General features: G+C 46.8%; 19 protein-coding genes. 8 read left to right on the forward strand and 11 right to left on the reverse strand.

Annotated elements, in window-relative coordinates:
• Window positions 1-2 precede the first annotated feature (2 nt).
• From OEZ43_08260 to OEZ43_08270, 3 genes are all read right to left on the reverse strand, one after another.
• A complete protein-coding gene (locus OEZ43_08260; GenBank protein MDH5545570.1) occupies window positions 3-920 on the reverse strand; it encodes an HprK-related kinase A in 918 nt (305 codons plus the stop codon).
• A complete protein-coding gene (locus OEZ43_08265) occupies window positions 914-1207 on the reverse strand; it encodes an HPr-rel-A system PqqD family peptide chaperone (protein MDH5545571.1) in 294 nt (97 codons plus the stop codon). Before OEZ43_08265 ends, OEZ43_08260 begins: the two co-directional genes overlap by 7 nt.
• A gap of 122 nt (window positions 1208-1329) precedes the next feature.
• On the reverse strand, window positions 1330-1968 hold the full coding sequence (locus OEZ43_08270) for a hypothetical protein (protein ID MDH5545572.1): 639 nt from the start codon (window positions 1966-1968) through the stop codon (window positions 1330-1332).
• A gap of 454 nt (window positions 1969-2422) precedes the next feature.
• Here OEZ43_08270 and OEZ43_08275 point away from each other — a divergent pair, with 454 nt between their 5' ends.
• Entirely contained in the window at window positions 2423-3616 is a 1194-nt protein-coding gene (locus OEZ43_08275; protein ID MDH5545573.1) for a VanZ family protein, read from the forward strand.
• 4 nt (window positions 3617-3620) lie between these two features.
• Here OEZ43_08275 and rfbB read toward each other — a convergent pair whose 3' ends face one another.
• The 4 genes from rfbB to rfbA all read right to left on the reverse strand — a co-directional run bounded on the left by rfbB (window position 3621) and on the right by rfbA (window position 7083).
• Window positions 3621-4652: a dTDP-glucose 4,6-dehydratase gene (gene rfbB, locus OEZ43_08280; protein MDH5545574.1), complete on the reverse strand. Its 1032-nt coding sequence runs from the start codon at window positions 4650-4652 to the stop codon at window positions 3621-3623.
• 11 nt (window positions 4653-4663) lie between these two features.
• Window positions 4664-5557 carry a dTDP-4-dehydrorhamnose reductase gene (gene rfbD / locus OEZ43_08285; protein MDH5545575.1) on the reverse strand — a complete coding sequence of 298 codons (894 nt, stop codon included), beginning with the start codon at window positions 5555-5557 and terminating at the stop codon, window positions 4664-4666.
• A complete protein-coding gene (rfbC, locus tag OEZ43_08290; GenBank protein MDH5545576.1) occupies window positions 5554-6114 on the reverse strand; it encodes a dTDP-4-dehydrorhamnose 3,5-epimerase in 561 nt (186 codons plus the stop codon). Before rfbC ends, rfbD begins: the two co-directional genes overlap by 4 nt.
• An 84-nt stretch (window positions 6115-6198) precedes the next feature.
• Window positions 6199-7083: a glucose-1-phosphate thymidylyltransferase RfbA gene (gene rfbA, locus OEZ43_08295; protein ID MDH5545577.1), complete on the reverse strand. Its 885-nt coding sequence runs from the start codon at window positions 7081-7083 to the stop codon at window positions 6199-6201.
• 138 nt (window positions 7084-7221) lie between these two features.
• Between rfbA and OEZ43_08300 the strand changes: the two genes are divergently transcribed.
• Entirely contained in the window at window positions 7222-8808 is a 1587-nt protein-coding gene (locus tag OEZ43_08300; protein ID MDH5545578.1) for an acyl-CoA ligase (AMP-forming), exosortase A system-associated, read from the forward strand.
• Between the two features lie 11 nt (window positions 8809-8819).
• Window positions 8820-10055: a pyridoxal-dependent decarboxylase, exosortase A system-associated gene (locus OEZ43_08305; protein MDH5545579.1), complete on the forward strand. Its 1236-nt coding sequence runs from the start codon at window positions 8820-8822 to the stop codon at window positions 10053-10055.
• 3 nt (window positions 10056-10058) lie between these two features.
• Here OEZ43_08305 and OEZ43_08310 read toward each other — a convergent pair whose 3' ends face one another.
• The 4 genes from OEZ43_08310 to OEZ43_08325 are packed head-to-tail and all read right to left on the reverse strand — an operon-like array spanning window position 10059 to window position 13196.
• Window positions 10059-11255, reverse strand: coding sequence for a hypothetical protein (locus OEZ43_08310; protein ID MDH5545580.1), 1197 nt, complete (start codon window positions 11253-11255; stop codon window positions 10059-10061).
• Entirely contained in the window at window positions 11242-12090 is an 849-nt protein-coding gene (locus tag OEZ43_08315) for a hydrolase 1, exosortase A system-associated (protein MDH5545581.1), read from the reverse strand. The genes OEZ43_08310 and OEZ43_08315 overlap by 14 nt, the downstream gene beginning before the upstream one ends.
• 21 nt (window positions 12091-12111) lie before the next feature.
• Window positions 12112-12948 (reverse strand): hydrolase 2, exosortase A system-associated, encoded by an 837-nt coding sequence (locus OEZ43_08320; protein MDH5545582.1) that lies wholly within the window; start codon window positions 12946-12948, stop codon window positions 12112-12114.
• Entirely contained in the window at window positions 12945-13196 is a 252-nt protein-coding gene (locus OEZ43_08325) for a phosphopantetheine-binding protein (GenBank protein ID MDH5545583.1), read from the reverse strand. Before OEZ43_08325 ends, OEZ43_08320 begins: the two co-directional genes overlap by 4 nt.
• 547 nt (window positions 13197-13743) lie before the next feature.
• On the opposite strand from OEZ43_08325, the gene OEZ43_08330 reads away from it, so the two are divergent.
• The 5 genes from OEZ43_08330 to OEZ43_08350 all read left to right on the forward strand — a co-directional run bounded on the left by OEZ43_08330 (window position 13744) and on the right by OEZ43_08350 (window position 20790).
• Window positions 13744-14808, forward strand: a complete 1065-nt coding sequence (locus OEZ43_08330) for a PKD domain-containing protein (protein ID MDH5545584.1) — start codon at window positions 13744-13746, stop codon at window positions 14806-14808.
• 4 nt (window positions 14809-14812) lie between these two features.
• On the forward strand, window positions 14813-17152 hold the full coding sequence (locus OEZ43_08335) for a hypothetical protein (GenBank protein MDH5545585.1): 2340 nt from the start codon (window positions 14813-14815) through the stop codon (window positions 17150-17152).
• A gap of 17 nt (window positions 17153-17169) precedes the next feature.
• Entirely contained in the window at window positions 17170-18360 is a 1191-nt protein-coding gene (locus OEZ43_08340; protein ID MDH5545586.1) for a hypothetical protein, read from the forward strand.
• A 223-nt stretch (window positions 18361-18583) separates the two neighbouring features.
• Window positions 18584-19789, forward strand: coding sequence for a DegT/DnrJ/EryC1/StrS family aminotransferase (locus OEZ43_08345; GenBank protein ID MDH5545587.1), 1206 nt, complete (start codon window positions 18584-18586; stop codon window positions 19787-19789).
• Entirely contained in the window at window positions 19786-20790 is a 1005-nt protein-coding gene (locus tag OEZ43_08350) for a GNAT family N-acetyltransferase (GenBank protein MDH5545588.1), read from the forward strand. Before OEZ43_08345 ends, OEZ43_08350 begins: the two co-directional genes overlap by 4 nt.
• Window positions 20791-20836: the final 46 nt, after the last annotated feature.

Raw genomic sequence — 20836 nt, forward strand, 5'->3', positions numbered from 1 at the left:
GATTAGATGTCCTCCCCTGAAGCGACTCGATCGAATAATTCCAGCGCTTCGCCAATATCTGAATAAGAGAACGTGTAGGTTTCACTACCTCCTATGACCTCAGTCATGACTTCGAACCCGATTTTTCCCTGTAAGTCATAATTAAAGGCGTTGCGAATCAGTTCGACGAGTGACTCGCCTCGGTTTTTTCGCTCCAGCTGCGTTGTCGCGCCTGCCTGGTATTTAGGGAAAACGATCCAGGCGACCGGCACGCGCTCCAGCCCACGTAATACACTATCCGCAGGTGGTTTCATATGTGCAACAGTACCCTTTGAGGTATCGTAAGACTTTTTACCTATCACCATATCCGGAAACGTCTCGGCGATAATATCGATAGACTGGTTTTTCAGACTAACAGGACGGGGAAAGGGCACCGCTAACTTGCTAAGCGGATCAATAATGGTGAGCTCGTCGGATAACAAACGCCATCCGTGTGCGACAAGCGATGCGGTTAGGGTGCTTTTACCTGAACCCGGGGGCGCAGGCAACACCAATGCACGCCCGTTTTTCTCCACTATCGCGGCGTGTATCAGTATAAAATTATGTGCATGGTTACCAACACACCAGTTAAACGCCCATTCAAACAATGCGAAGGCGTGTTCAGCCGGTAGCGGTATAAATGGCGTATGGCCATCAAGCGAAAAACTCACCTGTGGTTTAATCCAGCGACGCAGACCTGGGGGCGACTTTATATCGAGATAGAAATCGATAAAGTCATCTTCTGGCACCAATGGGTATTGTTCGTAGAGATTGAGCAAACTCTCTGCAACAATCGAATGGCTGGAGCGCACGCACAGGCGGTATATCCCCGCGCGAATACGCATCTGGCCGGCCTGAAGACGACGTCGAATCTGTGCGAGCGTCAGGTCAGAAACTAGCACTCATCCACTCGCTTGATTAAACGAGCAGCTTCCAGCTCCGTCAAACGGCCTGTCAATTGTTCTTCCAAATCGGAATCCCATTCAACATCAAACTGCCTGGCCAACGCGAGACTCAGCTCACTCGCTGGAGTAGGCTCAAGCTTGAGATTCAAAAGAATTTCAGCGGACATTATGTCAAAAACTAATGTGCTGCCCGAGTTTTCATCGAACAAGGCCACCCGATCGTCGAGAGCTCTTGCAATTAGCGACATGGCATCGGCAAGATGCCAGGCAGCTTTTTCTGTCATAACGCTTTCACCATACGAGGGTTATCTATCGACATACTCATTGAAGCCATTAATAACACAGAAACCTTAAGACAGAAAAAAAGCCGCTTTTGCGGCTTTTTTCCAGGATTCATACGCGCCCGTTATGCACCAAGCTCGTTCAATGATTGAAACACCTGTTTTAACATCAAGGGGTCAGATACATGGTAAGTGTGATACAACTCGACAACCTCGGCTGGCGTATAGGGAAAGTTTCCTGCGAATTTATATGCATTCAATAATCCAGCAACGATGTGTGCACCAAGCTGATACGTGTCATCAGTTCCTTCCAACTGAATGACTTGCATCATAGTACGCCACTTCATTACGCCCCCATCGTAGTAGGAAAATGCTGAGTCCAGAAAAAACCCCTTGGCCGCATCGTTAAACGCCGTACCATCATCCCCATATGAGTTGAACGAACAATGCGGACCAGACATTCCATCCGTACAGCTTCCCGGCGCAAAACCGTAAACACTCCATTCTTCCGGATGTTGTCCCCAATAACCTGGAGTTAATCCTTTATAGTCGCCATTAGCACAAGGATCGATGCCGTCAGGTCTGACAGACAAATTGCCTGATTCCAACCCGGACATCGTACATGCCTGATTAACCGCCAGGGCCGAGCGGCTTTTGGTAACCAAAATCAACGGAGCGCCTATCAATCCGGCCTTGGCCAGGCGTCGACGCGATTGGTCTATCTTTTGATCTTTTGATTTATCTTGATTTTCGGTGTGACCCATCTTTTACTCCAGATGACGGTTTCGGCATCCAATATGAACGGCGCATTGCTATAACTGCATAAGTTGCGCCACTTCTATAACCTTTTAATACTCAACGACTTTTTCTCGATCCAAAACGCATTGCATCGCTTCTTGTCAATATTTCCGACAGCGCAATTCAAGCGGTATCTGAAGCACCTAACTTTTCTTCTTTGTGCTTCATGTAGTTAGCATATTATTTCATACCTAACTCCAGAGAAAGTGAAGTATGACACAACCAGTACGTAAATTTAATCGACAGTCGAGGAATAGAAAATACAGGCGCGCATTCTCCTACATACCTCTTGAAGTTGAAATAACCCGAAGGTCTTAATGACTATGGCCAAATTCTTGCCTATTCTCAAGCTATTAGGAAAACACCGATGTGGCCCCACGATAGCTGGAACCCGCCTCATCCAATATAAATGCAACGGTTGTGAATTCAGGCATCAACGCACAAAAGCGACACTATTTACGCCCTCTGATCACGCTCGCCTATTTGGCGCTTGTCGTCTACGGCAGCCTATACCCTATGAGCAACTGGCGTTTACCGGAAAATGATGACTGGTGGACCCTATTCGATGTTACCGCGCGATACATGCCTCGCAGTGATTATGTCACCAATTTTCTGGTCTATATGCCACTCGGTGTTTTGATAGCGATCAGTCTGCGTTCACGCTTTCCGCCGGTCCGCCTCATCTTAGTCTCTGTCCTTTTGATGTCTATCCTCAGTCTGACATTAGAATGGTTGCAAATATTCCTGCCCCGTGTCCCATCGCTTATCGACTCCGGTCTGAATATGGCGGGTGGATTTATCGGCACATTGATCGCGTATTTTACTGGCCGGCATTCAATAACCGGCGCCTGGCTACGCGAAAAACGTTGCAACTGGTTCGCTCACGGACGTTTCGCTGATCTGGCTCTGGCGACTTTAGGCATTTGGGCGTTGTCTGTAACCAGTCCCTTAATTCCAGTGTCCGGATTAGCGGAGTTGACTGATCGTCTGCAACTCTTTAGTCATACCAGCCATTGGCTGATCTACCCCAATATGGCGATAAATGTACTCGCGGTTGGATTCATACTTTCCTTTATCAGCGTTAACTTTCGCAGTTTCTGGCCACTGTATATTGTTTTCGTGTTCGTTATATTGTTTCTGCGCCTGTTTGTCATGGATACGCAAATGGATCTGGCAATCTGGTTTATGGCAATCATCGGCATGTTGTTGTGTGGCGGATTATTGTTGCTGGATATTGAGCGCCAGGCGGCCATTGTGATGACGCTACTCGTCGTCAGCTATTTGATGACTCACTTCCTGCAACCCGATTATGTAAGTCATGGCAAACTGATTAACTGGCTACCATTTGATCAACAGATCGGCAAAATACAGCGATTTGCCGAAATACTTCAGGTGTTTTTTGTTTTTCTATCGCTGTCGTTTTGTGCCATTGCCTTCCGTCCGCGCAATGATTTCAACTTTGGCATGATAGGTGGGTTCATGGTGGTATTCGTGGTGTTGCTACTCGAATCCCAGGATACCGTTGTCGATGTCACGGAAATTCTTCTCGCCCTGGGCGCCTGGACGATCCCCTGGCTACACCCGGAAATACGCAAAGGCCCAACACTCTACTGAACCACTACTGGCGATTCAGATAGGCTTCGTTTTCAAGATACCACGTTATGGTTTTTCGTATACCTTGCTCAAATTGAATCGATGGCTCCCAGTTCAATTCGCGATGTATCTTGGCGTTGTCGATCGCGTATCGCCAATCGTGTCCAGGGCGGTCAGTAACAAAGCTGATTAGATTTTCGTATTGGCCGGAAGTGCTGGGGCGCATCTCATCCAGCGTCTTGCAAATCAGACGCGCAATATCGATGTTCGCCCATTCATTACAACCACCGATGTTATACACTTCTCCGGTTATGCCTGTGCGCATAATCGTATCTACCGCGCTACAGTGGTCCTCAACAAACAGCCAGTCTCGTATATTCGTCCCGTCACCATAAACAGGTATCGCTTTACCTGCCAGACAGGAACGAATCACCGTCGGAATAAACTTTTCCGGATGTTGGAATGGCCCATAATTGTTCGAGCAATTCGATGTAGTGACTGGTAAGCCGTAGGTATGAAAATAGGCACGCACCAGGTGATCAGAACCGGCCTTGGATGCCGAATAGGGCGAATTAGGTAGGTAGGGATGCGTTTCGGTAAAAGCGGGCGCTGTTTTCTCCAGCGTACCGTAAACTTCATCCGTCGAGATGTGATGAAAGCGACATTGATCAGCATTCAGCTTTTGTTCTTTTAACCAATAGTTACGTGCGGCTTCCAATAAGGTAAACGTTCCCAACAAATTGGTTTGTACAAAAGCCTCCGGGCCAGATATGGAACGATCGACATGACTTTCCGCGGCGAAGTGGATAACGCTATCGATAGCGTGTTCGCGGAAAAGTTTATCCACTAATACACGGTCACATATATCGCCTTTGACGAAAGTGTGTCGGTCGGCACCAGGAAGTTCCTGAAGATTTTCCATACTGCCCGCATACGTCATCGCATCGAGATTCACGACTCTTGCCGAATCATCCTTTGCCAACAACCAGCGCACATGATTGCTGCCGATAAATCCTGCACCGCCAGTGATTAATATGTTCCTGGGAGAAAATGTCATATTAGCTTCCGTTATTTCTGTTTCGTTCGAACCTGTTCGAGTTCCGCAACCACATCACGCAACTCCTCACGCCAATCCGCTTGACTTATCCCAAAATCCTGTCGAATTTTATCGCAATTTAGCACCGAGTTTTTTGGGCGCATGGCAGGAGTTGGATACTCCTGTGTTGAAATCGGCGTTATGGTTTGGACTTTCACTACTTGCCGCTTAGCCGTTTCCTCGACAATTTCACGCGCAAACTCATACCAATCCGTCGATGGTTGGCAGGAATAGTGATATGTCCCCCACGGCCCACCATCTCGCAACACTTTCTCAGCCATTGCGATGATCGCATGACTCACTGCACGTGTTGCGCTTGGACAACCGTATTGGTCATTCACCACCCGTAACTCGTCACGCTCCAAAGCAAGCCTCTGCATGGTCTTTACAAAATTATGTCCAAATACACCAAATACCCAGGCAATACGCAAAATCAGATGTGACGAACAATGTTGTCTGATAGCCTGCTCGCCCTGCCATTTACTTTCACCGTATACACCGAGAGGACTAGCGACATCATCCTCTACATACGCACCGGATTTTTCGCCATTAAATACATAGTCGGTAGATATATGTACCAGCGGCAGTCCATGAAGCGTGCAGGCTCTTGCCAGATTCGCCGCACCATCGTGGTTAACCGCGAAAGCGAGTTCCGCTTCAGATTCCGCCTTGTCGACGGCTGTATAGGCCGCGCAGTTAACGACGATGTCGAACTTGTGCGTGTTCAGGAAAGCGTTTATTGACTCTTCAGAAGTAATATCCAGATCTGAGCGCTTAGGAGCTTCCACCTTATAGTCGCGAGCGCCCGCGATTCGATTCAAATCACTTCCGAGTTGCCCATGTCCTCCGGCAATTAAGATTTTCATGACGCGGGATATAGGGGTAGATCGTGCTCGGCAACACCGGCAAGTGACGAGGCGGCTTTATCTTTTTCTGAAAGCGTGACATTTACAAGCGGCCACTCTATGCCTATATCCGGATCATTCCATGCGATGCTGCGTTCGTGTTGAGGATGATAATAGTCGGTGCATTTATACATGAAATCGGCGGTTTCACTCAGCACGCAAAACCCGTGGGCAAAACCGGGAGGGATATACATTTGACGATGATTTTCTTCGCTCAGAATATGGGCATAGTATTGACCATAGTTCGGCGAACCTCGACGTATATCCACTGCTACATCAAAGACAGAGCCTCTGGTGACAAACACCAGTTTTCCCTGTGCATGCTCAACCTGATAATGCAGACCTCGCAACACCCCCTTAGCCGAGCGAGATAGATTGTCCTGCACGAAATCCATGTCTATACCCGCCTCGCGATAGCGTTGGGTATGGAAAGACTCCATAAAAAATCCTCTCGTATCACCGAATACTTTGGGTTCGATGACGATAACGCCAGGTAATGTGGTTTCAATGATATTCATAATTAGACACGTTGGTATCTTGCGGCCTTCTTGTGCCTACCCTCACCAAAATGGTGTGAATAGAAACATACAAAGACCGAACTTTTATCCAAAATAATCGCGTTTCAGCAAATCCAGAAGATATTGACCGTAGCCATTTTTTGCCAGGGGCTGAGCCAGTCTTTCCAATTGTTCGGCATCTATATAACCTTTACGATACGCTATCTCTTCAGGGCAGCATATCTTCAGACCTTGACGCTCCTGAACCACTTCCACATAGTTGGCAGCGGCCAATAATGATTCATGAGTACCCGTATCTAGCCAGGCAATGCCGCGACCAAGGGCTTCGACATTCAGCTGCCCCATCTCCAGATAGCGCTTATTGACATCGGTGATCTCCAGTTCTCCTCTGTGCGAGGGCTGGATGGATTTGGCAATATCGACGACCTGGCTGTCGTAATAATACAGACCGGTGACCGCGTAGTTGGATTTCGGTTGTTTGGGTTTTTCCTCTATGCCCTGCGCCACGCCGCTTTTATTAAACTCCACAACACCGTAGCGTTGTGGATCCTTAACGTAGTAGCCAAAGACTGTCGCACCTTCGGAACGAGACGTTGCCGCCTGCAGGGTTTTTTCCAGGCCATGTCCATAGAAAATATTGTCGCCCAATACCAGACAGGAAGGCGAATTGCCAACAAACTGTTCGCCGATGATAAAGGCCTGGGCCAGCCCATCGGGTGAGGGTTGAACGGCATAAGCGAGATTCATCCCCCACTGGCTGCCATCACCGAGTAAACGTTCAAACAAAGTGGCGTCCTCGGGTGTGGTTATCATCAGCACATCGCGGATACCCGAGAGCATCAGCACCGACAACGGATAATAAATCATGGGTTTGTCATAGATCGGCATCAACTGCTTACTGACAGACCGAGTGAGGGGGTGTAGACGGGTACCGGATCCTCCCGCCAGTATAATGCCTTTATACTGCAATGCGTTTTCCTTACAATAGCGCCTAATTTCGTGCAGCGATTGTACATGACGAAAGCCGCCAGTTGAACCTGTATGTGGTGGTCGTCTCTTCAAACGCCGCCACTATCTACTTGTTATTTCAGGAAGAATCGATAATAAATGTCGGAACTGTTACACCAGCTGATATTACGCAGCAGCAATACCACCCCCAATTCCACCGCCCTGCAATGGAAAAAGGAGGCCATGGATTATCAAACCCTGGCCCAAACCATATCGCAGGTCGCCAGCGGACTGATGGGGCTTGGACTGAGCGCCAATGAGCGAGTCGCCATTTACCTGCCCAAACAATTCGAAGCGGTGTGCAGTTTTTTCGGCACTTCGATGGCTGGTGGAGTATTCGTTCCGGTTAATCCGCTACTCAAATCCGAACAAGTTGGCTATATCCTGCGTGACTGCAATGTACGCACACTCATTACGTCAATGGATCGCCTTGCACTGCTTGAAGAAACACTGGAGCATTGCCATGACCTTCAGAGCGTCGTATTGGTCAACACGGCGACGAAAGCGTTACCTGAGCTAAAACTACAGTCGGTTCTCCGCTGGGAGGAACTGATTGCAAACGGCGGTAATTCCCGTTTTCACCGTCGCATCGACAGCGATATGGTTTCGATACTCTATACCTCAGGCAGCACCGGCAAGCCCAAAGGCGTGGTGTTGTCGCACAAGAATATGGTTACCGGTGCCAAAAGTGTCGCCGAGTATTTGCAAAATACCGCTCAAGACAAACTGCTCGCGGTACTGCCGTTTAGTTTCGATTATGGCTTTAGTCAGTTGAGTACGGCTTTTCATGTGGGTGCCGAAGCGGTGCTCATGGACTATTTACTCCCCCGCGATGTGGTAAAGGCGGTTGCGCGCTATGGCATCACCGGCCTTGCTGGCGTACCACCTCTGTGGAATCAGCTTGGTGCACTCGAATGGCCACAAGAAGCTATTGATTGCCTGCGCTATATGACAAACTCCGGTGGTGCCATGCCAAAAACCACCTTGGCTTCACTGCGTAGCAATCTACCCAAGAGTGATTTCTATTTAATGTATGGTTTGACCGAGGCGTTTCGTTCCACTTATCTGCCACCATCAGAAATCGACAAACGCCCGGATTCCATGGGCAAGGCCATACCCAATGCAGAAGTGATGGTAGTGCGCGAGGACGGCAGTCCGTGTGCGCCCGGTGAACCGGGCGAACTCGTCCATCGAGGATCACTGGTATCCCTGGGCTACTGGAATGACCCGGAAAAAACCGCGGAACGTTTTAAACCAACACCTTCGCAAGTCAGCGGACTGGTCTTGACTGAGCTGGCGGTATGGTCGGGCGACACTGTCAAAATGGACGAAGACGGTTATCTTTATTTTGTCGGACGTAAGGACGATATGATCAAGAGCTCTGGCTACCGCATCAGCCCGTCAGAGGTCGAAGAGATTATTTATGCCAGTGGACTAACAGGTGAAAACGTGGCCCTGGGCATTCCGCATCCTATACTTGGACAGGCCGTAGTGATTGTCGCGACTGTGAAAACTGATGATGCATCAGAAGAAACACTGCTAAGCCACTGCAAACAGCACCTACCGAATTTCATGGTGCCGATAAAAATTATTTTCCGTGAACTTTTGCCTAGAAACCCGAATGGGAAAATTGATAGAAAGGCGCTTGCGATCGAGTACGCGGATATCTTTAACGAAACGAATTAGTGATTAAATCGATGAACAAACCCAAACCTCAACACGCCCCTATGGATCAGTTTACTATCATTGACGGCGATCTTGCTGTTGGGGGAATGACGGTAAGTCGTTTAGCAGAACAGGCTGGCCAAACCCCATTTTACGCCTATGACCGATACCTGATCACGCAACGCATCAAACTGCTACGCGAATCCCTACCGGCGGACATTCATTTGCACTACGCGATTAAGGCCAATCCGATGCCTGCAGTGGTTCAACACCTGGCGACACTAGTCGACGGCTTTGATCTCGCCTCTGCTGGTGAAATGAAAGTTGCGCTCGACACTTCCATGCCGCGTGAACACATTAGTTTTGCAGGGCCGGGTAAGACCGATAAAGAATTACGCCAGGCCATCGCCGCTGGCGTCGTTATCAATATGGAATCAGAAGGCGAAATGCGTCGGATTGCGAAGATTGCTAACGAGCTTGGCATCACACCAAAAGTCGCCATACGCGTAAATCCGGATTTCGACTTGAAATCATCCGGCATGAAAATGGGTGGTGGACCGAAACAGTTTGGTATCGACGCCGAGCGCGTTCCTGCTTTGCTGAAAGAACTTTCGAAGCTGAATCTAGGTTTTCACGGTTTTCATATTTTCTGGGGTTCACAAAACCTCAATCCTGATTCGATTATGGAAGCCCATGAAAAGACATTTGAGCTCGCTGTTCGGCTGCATAGTGATGCACCTTGCCCTGCCAAGCTGCTGAATATAGGTGGAGGCCTTGGCATCCCGTATTTTCCTGGCGAACAACGACTCGACCTCAACCCGATCGGCGAAAACCTGAATAGACTTCTGCCGAAGGTAAAGGCAGCCATACCTGAAGCAGAAATTGTTACCGAGCTCGGACGTTTTATTGTTGGTGAGGCTGGTGTCTACGTTTGCAAAGTTATCGACATCAAAGAATCCCGGGGTGAAAAGTTTCTGGTGACCGACGGTGGCCTTCATCACCATTTAGCGGCCTCGGGTAATTTTGGTCAGGTGATTCGTAAGAATTATCCGGTGGCGATTGGAAATAAAATGGTTTCCACAGATCTGGAAAATGTCAGCGTGGTTGGACCTCTATGCACACCTTTGGATTTATTGGCTAACAAGATGGATTTGGCTAGTACGGATATTGGTGATTTGGTGGTGGTGTTTCAGTCGGGGGCATATGGGTTGACGGCGAGTCCGGAGAAGTTTTTGAGTCACCCACAAACCACTGAATTATTGATTTAGTAATTACAGACCGAACTCAAACGCGCCAATATCTAAAGCCTTTCCACGCATTTCTCTCCGGCGCAATTCCTTGTCACCGATTTGCCACTCAGGGATTAACTCCGTTCCTCCAGGCAAGACAAAAGGGACGGCCTGATCGATGATATCTGTATCCATTTTGGGTCGAAAATCGAACGATTCAGGTGCTACGAATTTTCCTGGCAGGTCTTGCATTAAATTGTTACTCGCATGGACGCCGTTCTCTTCTGGCAAACGCCCTTTTCCCACAAAGAGATTGTTTGTCACCCGGACTTTAGCGCCAGGCTTTATGGTTACAAACATCGCTGAGTTTCGATAATTGATAAAGGTATTGTGCACTAGATATAGACTATTCTCTTTGTGCTTCAATCCCTCCATCCCGAATGCCACCATAGCCCAGTTATCGGTCTTATCACTTTGCTGAATCACATTTCCGATAACAATAGAATTCCCACCATTGGGCAAATCAATCAAATAACTCGAATTTCCGTCGGTGCCATCCAAGAGCCTATTATAGGCAACATAGTTGTTACTCGCTCTGCTTTTGAGCGTATGGCCAATGATGGCATGGTGAGAAAGATTTCCAATAAAATTCAAACTACGCACTTCACCAATATATACATTGTGGGTTTGGCCTCTGCCATGACCATTATATGAAAACACGCTATTCTCTATCGAAATATCACTCTTTGTATTCTTACCTGAAAGAATTCCGTTCTGGTTGTGATGAAAAAAACAGTTAACAATCTTTATACTCGCACCTTCCAAACGCAGTGCCGCGCCGTTTTTATCTCGGACTTTTGCACCGGAAAACTCAATATTTTCGATGAAATAGTTATCGCCTTGTAACACCCAAATTGCCTTACCATTTGGAATTTGACGCTTACTTTCAATATGAGGCACACCATTTACACCGCGGATGATCAAGTCATCAGCCTTCCAGATCGCCACATCATCATCGTAAAAACCTGCAGCGTCAATCAATACGGTATCGCCATCTCCAGCAAATTCCGCGGCAACACTGGGAAACAAAAACTCTTTTCCTGGACCAACCTCAAGGACTTTTGGCGTTCGCGATCCGCCGTTTTTATCATCGGCTAATGCGCCGTGCATAAAAGTCGAGAGACTTAACGTCAGCACTAAAATGCTGAGTATGCCGCCATGAACTTTATGATATGTCATGCAGCCAATCCAAGGTCAAATGCTCTACTTGACTACGCCACTTCTCACTGGAAAATGTATGATTCGCCTGTTGCACGTCCTTAAAAATCGCCTTCTTTTTTGCGAGCATTTTTTTCCATTCCCTGGACGAGGCGATGAGGTCGCGAAATTCACTCGCCGTCAGATCGTCTTCACTAAGAACAAACAACACTTTCCCGTGAAACGCACTCAAGCCTTGCAACATTCTTTGTGGTAGTGGCGCAATTCCACATGACGCATCACTGGTAATCTGACTTGCTTTTTTTGACATTGATACTGCAGAACTCACCGACTCGCCCATGCGGAACTTGCCGCTAAATACTTTGGACCAAAATGCTTTGCTCGTCAGCCTTCGCAAATAGTAGTGTTTGAGATACGCACGCGCCTCTCCTGCCTCTGTCCTGACCCACGGATTCAGCAACACCATGCCCGAAACTCGGTTATCGGTATGCCCATAGAATAAGGCAGCGGATGCCGCATCGCACAATCCCCATATAACCACTTTCTTGATCGATGGCGAATGGACAATAAACGTGTCTATAGCTGCGCGAATATCCTGGTCGACATCTTCAAACGTACGCAATTCACCACTACTGTCTCCCATACCTCTGTAGTCAAAACGGAAGACAGGAATTCCATTGCTTGCAAGCATGCGTGCGAGTAAAACAAACTGCCGATGTGAACCCGCACGATATTGCGGACCACCGACGACGATGAGTACACCTGTTTCAGCAGATGCATCCGAGTGATGAACTATGCCGACTAGCGTTTCGTCCTGGCAGGTAAAAGTAATCGGCGTTTCGGGATGACTATCCATGTGACTTTTCAAACTTCTGCTTCAAGATGATAGTATGCACACACTAACATCAATTAATTTCGGCGCTTCGACGAGCTCAGTCGCGCCCCAAAAAGGTGGGCCAACTATTTTTTGAAATTGAATCTTTTTGCCTGTGGATGCGAGATGCTCAAATAGCTTACGATTCATCAAAGGAGGCTCACGTCCTTCGTCGGCGATAAGTTCGCACCAGCAAATGTCTACGTCGAGTTGCTCGAGATTCCCCGCTAGCTTTGCGTCAGACATAGGGCCAACTAAACTGCTAGAAAGCTGATACCCCGCGATTTCGACATCTGTGCCGGATTCGATCAGCTCAAAGATCGCTTTGGTCGTCGATAACTCTCGATTTTCGCTAGTCATATTGGCCGCAATTTTCAGGCGAAAGAATTGGGTTAAAAACGTTCGTCCATCTAATACAGGTTGCCACATAACAAGTTTCCGAATATCCGTCTCAGACGCCACCTCTGTACCTAATAGACAGCCGGCCCTCATCGCCAGCATGTCTATGGAATTTGCACCCTGTTCCTTCAGCCATTGGATACCTGCCAATATATCGGATTTCCAGTCTTCCCAACCAGCATCCGCAAAATCGCCTCCACTATCTCCTGTCCCGTATAGGTCGAGCAACAATACGATCGAACCAGATTCAGCCAATCGACGCGCAATACGTGTAAACAGGTGGCGAGACCTATTCATTTCCTCCGCAAATGGGGGAACCACGACAACGCCATTAATTTTCTGGCTTTTAACAATTGCTTGGGGAACAAAGGCGATACAAAAAATCTTTTTAGTATCGCGTTCAAGAAAAAACGGCTGAACGGAGAATGTGTTACTGCTCAAGTATTCAACTTGCCTTCAACGAAATCAACCAGACTACCAACTGACTCAAATGTTTCTGCGTCAATCTCATCATCATCAACGACAAAGCCATAATTCTCTTCCAGGGCCGTAATAACCGACACCACCGCCATGGAGTCAAACTCCGGCACACCACCCAAAAGCATGGTCGACCTATCGAACCTGCCTTTGATATCAGTAATTTGCAATACATCCCCCAGGATCTGGAGCACTTCCTCAAGTTGAGACATCGTTACCTCTACTCATCAATGTGTCTGAGCACGACACTACCAAGCAAATAAAAAACTGCATAATATACCACGCGAATCATGGATTGGGATGCGTAGAATGAATCTTTACTTGTCAATCAATAAGCCACTGTTTTGGACCAGAAACAGCTGACCCGAAAGCGATTTGATAGCTTATAGCGCGCTCCCAAAGCTAAAACGCAGTTGCGTGCGTCGCCTTAACCCGACACAGTAGAGCAACTTTCGACACCCAATCAGTTTCTTATAGAGAGCTTCGCAAAAGCGCGTTATGATATTCGGTTTGGCAATCAAGGTGCTTGGGCGATTATAGCGGGTTTTACGCTTGTATTGGCCTGAATGCTGCAATTCACTATAAATCATTTATTTTGAAAGAAAAACTTTGTAATTGCACAAAACGGATTATATGCATCTAAGATATACAACTACAGCCGGCTGCAAACGCTTAATCACTTCATTAGGACTAACGTTATTCGGGTTGTCCGCACTTAGCTGCTCTGACGGCTCTCGTGAAAATTTCTCGCTCGAGCTTGTGAGCCAGAAAGATGCTCAGCGAATAGAAAATTCAATTCCAGATCAATCCTCCCTGGACAACCAAATACACAATCACGTTAACGACACCCAGGTAAACGAGCCCAGCAAAAACCAAACCAGTAAACAGACTAATGACCAAACAAGTACGCCGATCGACAGCCCATTGATCGATAGTTCGCTGATAATACAAAACGATGAACAGCCATCTATTGTGCCTGCGCCTTTAAACAATGCGCCTGTCATATATTTAAAAGCTTCCGACATAGCCATTGTGGGGATAGAGAAGTCAATCAGCGCTGAGGCATTTGACGCCGATGCGGACGAGCTTGGGTTCTTGTGGAAGTTGGCCTCTACGCCTAAGGGCAGCGCAACTACGTTGCAGACGAATACCTCGTCCTACACTCTGGTCACACCCGACATTGCAGGTGCATATCTGCTTGAACTGACCGTAAATGACGGCAAGTCTTCGGCAACAAAATCCATGGAACTGATCGCTACGACAGAGAACATTCCCCCTCGAGCCAGGATAGACACAACAAGTGATGTTGTAGCGAGTCAAACCACCGTTGCTTTATCTGGTGCGGGAAGTCGCGACGAGGACGGCGACACACTTAGCTATACCTGGACGATGGTGTCCAGGCCGGCAGGTAGTCAGGCAACACTTTCGAACCTATACACCGTTGAAACAACATTTCATACTGACGTAAACGGTTCGTACAATATCTCGCTTCAAGTGCGTGACGACACGTCTCAGAACACTGTCACGAAGACGATATACGCCAGTTCATACAGCTTGGACATTTCTTGGCCGGCAAACCCCGATGGACCTGATGGATATAGCATTTATATTGGCGAAGACATAAGCAATATAAACGAATTGCTAACCATCTTAGTCGCTGACGATACTAATTGGGAGCCCGCTTCTCCATCGGTCACCATAGGTGGAGAGACGATCATTTCTGCACTCCCTGCAAATAGTAAATTTGCCTGCTTCTCCATTAGAGCATACAACGCATGGGGATATTCAGATGCTTCTGATGCTAGTTGTATAACGTTACCGTAACGATATGCGCAATCCAACTAGTAACACGACCCGCCAATTTTTCTACCGACTAGGTTTTGCCCTCGTTTTAGCTGGCGTTAGCGGATGTGAAGTCGGAACAGAGTCCTTTGGGAAATTCCAAATTACCCCTTCCGAGACAATAAACAAGGATGCCACCAAACAAAACGAGTCCGACATACTTAATAATCGGGATTCGATTGACGCCAAAATTGAGGACGACAAAACAAACGAAACAGAGGCCAACTCTGGAAGCACCGATGTAGTTATTGACGCCACAATTCCAGCCCCCCCAGAAACCGTTGCAGAGGAGCCTGAAATTATAAAAGTAGAGCCTGAGTCTCCTGATTTATCTGCCACCATGCCCATCGCGAAGGTGCGTATACAGAATCTGCGAAACAGCGCTCAAGCATCAATACCGATTACCTTTGGCCACATTTTCCATGAAGGGCAGGTTTCCGGAAATGCGCAATTATCAGTGGTGTTAATAGGCGAGACAATTCAACAACTACAAAGTCAATTTGATAAAAAGGCCTTTCACACAGACACATCGTTACGACACGCAATTGTTACATTCATGCTACCAAGTCTTGCACCTTCTGGCGAAGCAGTGCTTGAACTCAGAACGGCATTAGATGCTCCTCAGAGCACACCTATTTCGATCCAGGACATCCTCAATAGTCAGTTCGACGGTAAAGCCTCGGTAACTATCGACGGTATTGTTCATACTGCATCCGTTAAGGATGCTCTGCGAAACGGCCTGCAATCCACATGGATAAATGGCTCACTCGCGAGTGAGTGGATAAGCGCCACGCCACTAGTGACCGCAGAAGGAGTTGAACATCCTCACCTGACAGCGCGCTTTTATGTCCGCGCTTACACAGGACTTCAATCTATTCGCGTTGATTATGTAATTGAAAACAACTGGGCCTACGTGCCAGGACCGCAAAACTTTACCTATGATGTACAACTTGAACTCTGCGGAAAGCGTGTCTACGAAAAAACAGGACTTACTCACTATCATCATGCGCGTTGGCGGAAAACGTTGTGGTGCGGCGAAGAACCGGACGTTCATGTGAAGCATGATGTGGACTATCTTATCGACTCAAAAGCGGTGCCCAATTATGACCGCAGCATTGTGATTCCCGAACAAGATCTTCAAGCGATGGATGACGGTTGGAGTGGCGAAAAAATTGAACCCATGGGGATCGGTGTTGCGAACGCCTATATGCCAGCGACGGGGGCAAATCCAGCAATTGGGCCACTACCTCGATGGAGCGTTCGATACCTGCTCAGCCAGGATTATCGAGCGAAGACAGTGATGTTAGGTACAGATTCTTTAGCCGGAAGTTGGTCAATACACTACAGAGACAAGAACACAAACCTTAGTGTATCGCTTGATGACTATCCCTATATGACACTTAAAGGCACATATGGCGATACCCGTAACCCTGTCACAGGAAAACATGAAGCATTTCCCGCCTGCGCAGGCGAATGTGCAAGTTTATACACCCACGATGTTGCACACCATCCGTCACTGGGATATCTGCCATATATCGTAACCGGCGACTATTATCTGCTAGAAGAACTCCAGTTCTGGTCCAACTATCTTTTATTTCAAAGCAACCCACATTTCAGAGAGTTTGGTTCGGGTCTTTTCAAACAGGAGCAAGTCAGAGGACAGGCATGGGCGCTTAGAACACTTGGACATGCAGCATATATCACCCCCGACGCCAACCCAATGAAAGAGTACTTCACGACAAAACTAACAAACAACATAAACTGGTATAACAGCAACTACAGCCAAAATGATATTGCTAACCCATATGGCGTAATAACTAACGGCTATGCTCTTGTGTATAACGATGGTAAAGGAATTGCGCCATGGATGGACGACTTCTTCACCTGGAGCACTGGAAACCTTGTAGATCTAGGCTTTACCGACGCCTCTACACTCTTAAAATGGAAATCGCGCTTTCCTATTGGTCGTATGACAAACCCCGGCTATTGTTGGCTTTTCGCATCGAGCTATTCGTTGAACCTACGTGCAAGTCAGGACACGCCTATTTATTCCACATGGCTTGAAATTTATACTACGCAATTTGCGCCCGAACTCACATCGAATGAATGTAACAGCCTGGCCATGGCCGAATACAGACAAATTGACCGCGGTGTGATGGAAGGCTACCCATATTCACCAACCGGATATCCGTCGAACCTGCAAATTGCCTTAGCTGCGGTCGACAATAGCGTCGATGGGGCCCAAAAGGCCTGGGATATTTTTCAAAATCGCACTGCCAAACCCGATTACTCCCGCTACCCAAACTTCGCGATTGTACCTCGATGAAAGATTTTGGAGACACCATGAAAACCACATACGCATCAAGCTACTCGAGATACTTCAAGATGGTATTGTTTACGCCATTCTTTTTATCTTGGAACACGGGAGTTCTAGGGGGACCACTGGAAGATCTAGCTCCACTCCATTGGTACCAAATCGAAAACAGCAAACTTTCAGATATCGCACCGAACCCGCTTCCTGAAAATAATAGCGGTCACAAGGCGGTCATCTCCGCTTGGAACGGGGCTGTTTACGATACGAGTAGAGATAAATTGATCGTTTGGGGTGGAGGACATGCTGACTATTCAGGAAACGAAATATATGCATTCGACCTTGCCTCACTGACATGGGAACGACTTACCGAGCCGTCATCCCTCGTAAACTGGACGGAAGGAGATAAAAAGTATCAGGATGGAGCTCCGGTTTCACGACATACATATGGATATATCGACTATATACCTCCTCCATTTGACCGGCTATTCGTCGCCGGAGGTGGTGGACTCTGGAAAACTGGTAAAAGTGACACCAATACCTTTTTCTATCATTTCGCTACCGCTACTTGGCAGTACCTTCAGGCTTCGGTCCCATTTAACAATGGGAGTATTGGAGCATTAAGTGTTTATGATCCGCTTACTCGCAAAATATGGGTACATAATGCTGGCGCAGGATCATTTCTAAGCTCGTACAATCCTGTAAATGACACCTGGCAAACTCACGGAAACATGCATACCGAACCTGACGGCTGGATTCCGTATACGCTTTCCGCCGCGATAGACCCAATTCGCCGAAAACTCGTCGCGATTGGGAATAATCAGGTTTATATTTGGAGTTTGAGCAACAACCAGACTATTGCAAATACCAAGCTTGCCACATCTGGTGATACCGAAATACTCGGCAAACCCAGCCCAGGGTTTCAATACGATCCAGCATCAGATAGCTTTGTCGCATGGGCAGGCGGTTCGGACGTCTATCAACTTAAACTGGGTACGGGAAAATGGGAACGCATTCCAGCAGCCATTACAAATACCGTTACCCCACCTCCCCAAACTGAGCAAGGTACCTTTGGTCGGTTCAGATATATTCCATCGAAAAATGTTTTCGTCGTAGTTACCAGCACCCTAGACAACGTATTCATTTATAAACTGGGACCAAAACCGATTGCAAGCACACCAATCAAGCCCAATGCAGCCTCGGTGAACACGAAACCATTGTAAGAAAGAGATGGTTAGTATAATTTTCCGCCACGGAATGTAGTATCATTCGGACGAACAGCACCATACGGAATTGCTCTTCCCTAGGGTTTTAGGCACAATTCACCTCGAAATGCTTTGCCTGCTCACCCTCAACTTAATGCTTCTGTATTTTCAGTCACTTGAAAATGCTTAGCTATTTTTTAAAATATTCGAAATTATTGCGACATAGACAGAATTACAATAAATGAACTATCCATTACCTGGCATCCCAATCAAACCTACAATTGATGAGTCTACGTTGTTCAAACTCGCAAAAAGGCGCCCATTTCCATCAATATTAGACAATAGTGATATTCGTTTTGTGACCAGTGGTCGGGTCGCCATCACCATAGCATTACAGGAGATGAATATAGGTCCAGGGTGTGAAGTGCTTATTCCCGCATACCACTGCTCTTCGATGGTTGAACCCGTGCTCTTCGTAGGAGCTAAACCGGTTTTTTATAAGATCACTCAAGACACCTCTGTCGATTTCGACGACATTAAGCTCAAGTTGACTAGCAATAGTAAACTTCTTATGGCGACACACTATTTTGGTTTTCATCAGCCCATTGGCCGTATACGTGAGTTTTGCGAAGAAAATAATCTGCTTCTTCTCGAAGATTGCGCACACGCGTTTATGGGTAAAATCAACAACCGTCCCATTGGAAGTTTTGGAGACGCCGCGATTGGGAGCGCAATGAAATTTTTTCCTGTATTTGATGGGGGCTGTCTGATATCAAGATACTCTATTGAGAAAAGACATCCTCTCACTAGTGCAGGAAAAGGGTTCCAGTTCAAAGCCAAAGTTAACCCTCTCGAGTATTCGCTACACTACAAAAGACTACCGTTTCTCAAATACTTTTTTTCTCCAATTTTTTCCATAAAAGATGCTGTTTGGAAACTATTAAAATCCCTAAAAAGAAAAACCAGCTCCATTGGGCCAAGCTCCTCGGAAGGTGGCTATAGCATTGATCCTAATTGGCTCGACAAAGAAATTTCCAACTTTTCATTGTTCGTAATCAAGAATAGTAACTTGGCTGGCATAACTCAAAAAAGACTGGACAATTACCACTACTTTCGGACGAGAATAGAAAATAATTCCTTAGTTTCCCCACTCTTTGATAGCGTGCCGAACAACACAGTACCGTATGTATTTCCTGCCGTTGTTCAACACCCCGATAAGCTTTTTCCAGTATTGAAAAGCAAAGGGGTACCCATTGTTCGCTTTGGTGAGTTCTTATGGGAAGGAGTAGACGCCGACGTCTGCAAATATAGTGTCGAATATTCCAAAAGTGTTTTTCAATTTCCAATTCACCAATCCTTAACCACAAAAGATATAGACTGGATGGCAGACATAATAAACAAAGAGTCAGAAAATTACCTCTCCACCGAAAAGGTGGCCGCCAAATGAAATGGAAGCTAGTTGCGATTGATCAATTTTCGGGTTTCCAGTCTGAGTGGGATACCCTCAATCGGGAATTTCCCAATTCTATTCTTCTTGACTATAGATTTATCAGTGCGTCAGTACGTAATTTCGATTTTGATAACGCGCACCTGGCAATTTGTGAAGACCAAGGTAAAGTCATTGCTGTTACTATCGTTAGCAAAGTAGCCTTCGGTCGTTGGTCAACAATTCAACCATCTCAGTGTCCTGTTGCCCCATGGATTCACAACGACGACTACTCGCTAGAAGACCTGCTCGGATCGCTTATTAAATGTTTGCCCGATTTCATAGTTCTAAATTTCGGGCTTACGCAACAAGATCCATTTTTGACTAGAAAACCCATCGACAGCGGTAAAATCTCTACGCTCGACTATATACAAACTGCCCGTGTTACTACTGAAAATCTGGATTTTGACCAATACTGGGCTCAACGAGGAAGAAATTTAAGACAAAACATAAACAAACAGCGCAATCGACTAAATCGCGAAAACGTATCTCTTAACGTTTCAGCCTACAATACACCTGAACAGATGGAACAATGCGTAGACGACTATGGCAAACTTGAGTCTTCCGGATGGAAGGCCGAAATGGGAACAGCTATAAGTGTCGATAATTCTCAAGGTAGATTTTACATTGATATTTTGACGCGTCTGGCGGAAACGGGAAACGCGAGAGTCTACCAATTACACTACAATGACAAACTAGTCGCCACTGACCTATGTGTTTCCGATAGCAAACAGATCATTATTCTTAAAACAACCTACGATGAATCTGAAAGCTCATCGTCGCCTGCCCTGTTGATGAGACGACACTATTTTGAAGATATATTCAATACTTCCGAGTTTCAAAGAATAGAATTCTACGGCAAAGTTATGGAATGGCACAAGAAATGGACTACTGACATTCGGCAAATGTACCACGTGAATTATTTTCCTCACGCATTTGTCAAACTCCTGAAAGGGAAATAAGCGGCAAGAATTTAGCGCCAAAGTATCTTTGTACTTTCGCCAATAT

The sequence above is a fragment of the Gammaproteobacteria bacterium genome, from assembly GCA_029881255.1.
In the GTDB taxonomy this organism is placed as follows: Bacteria; Pseudomonadota; Gammaproteobacteria; order S012-40; family S012-40; genus JAOUMY01.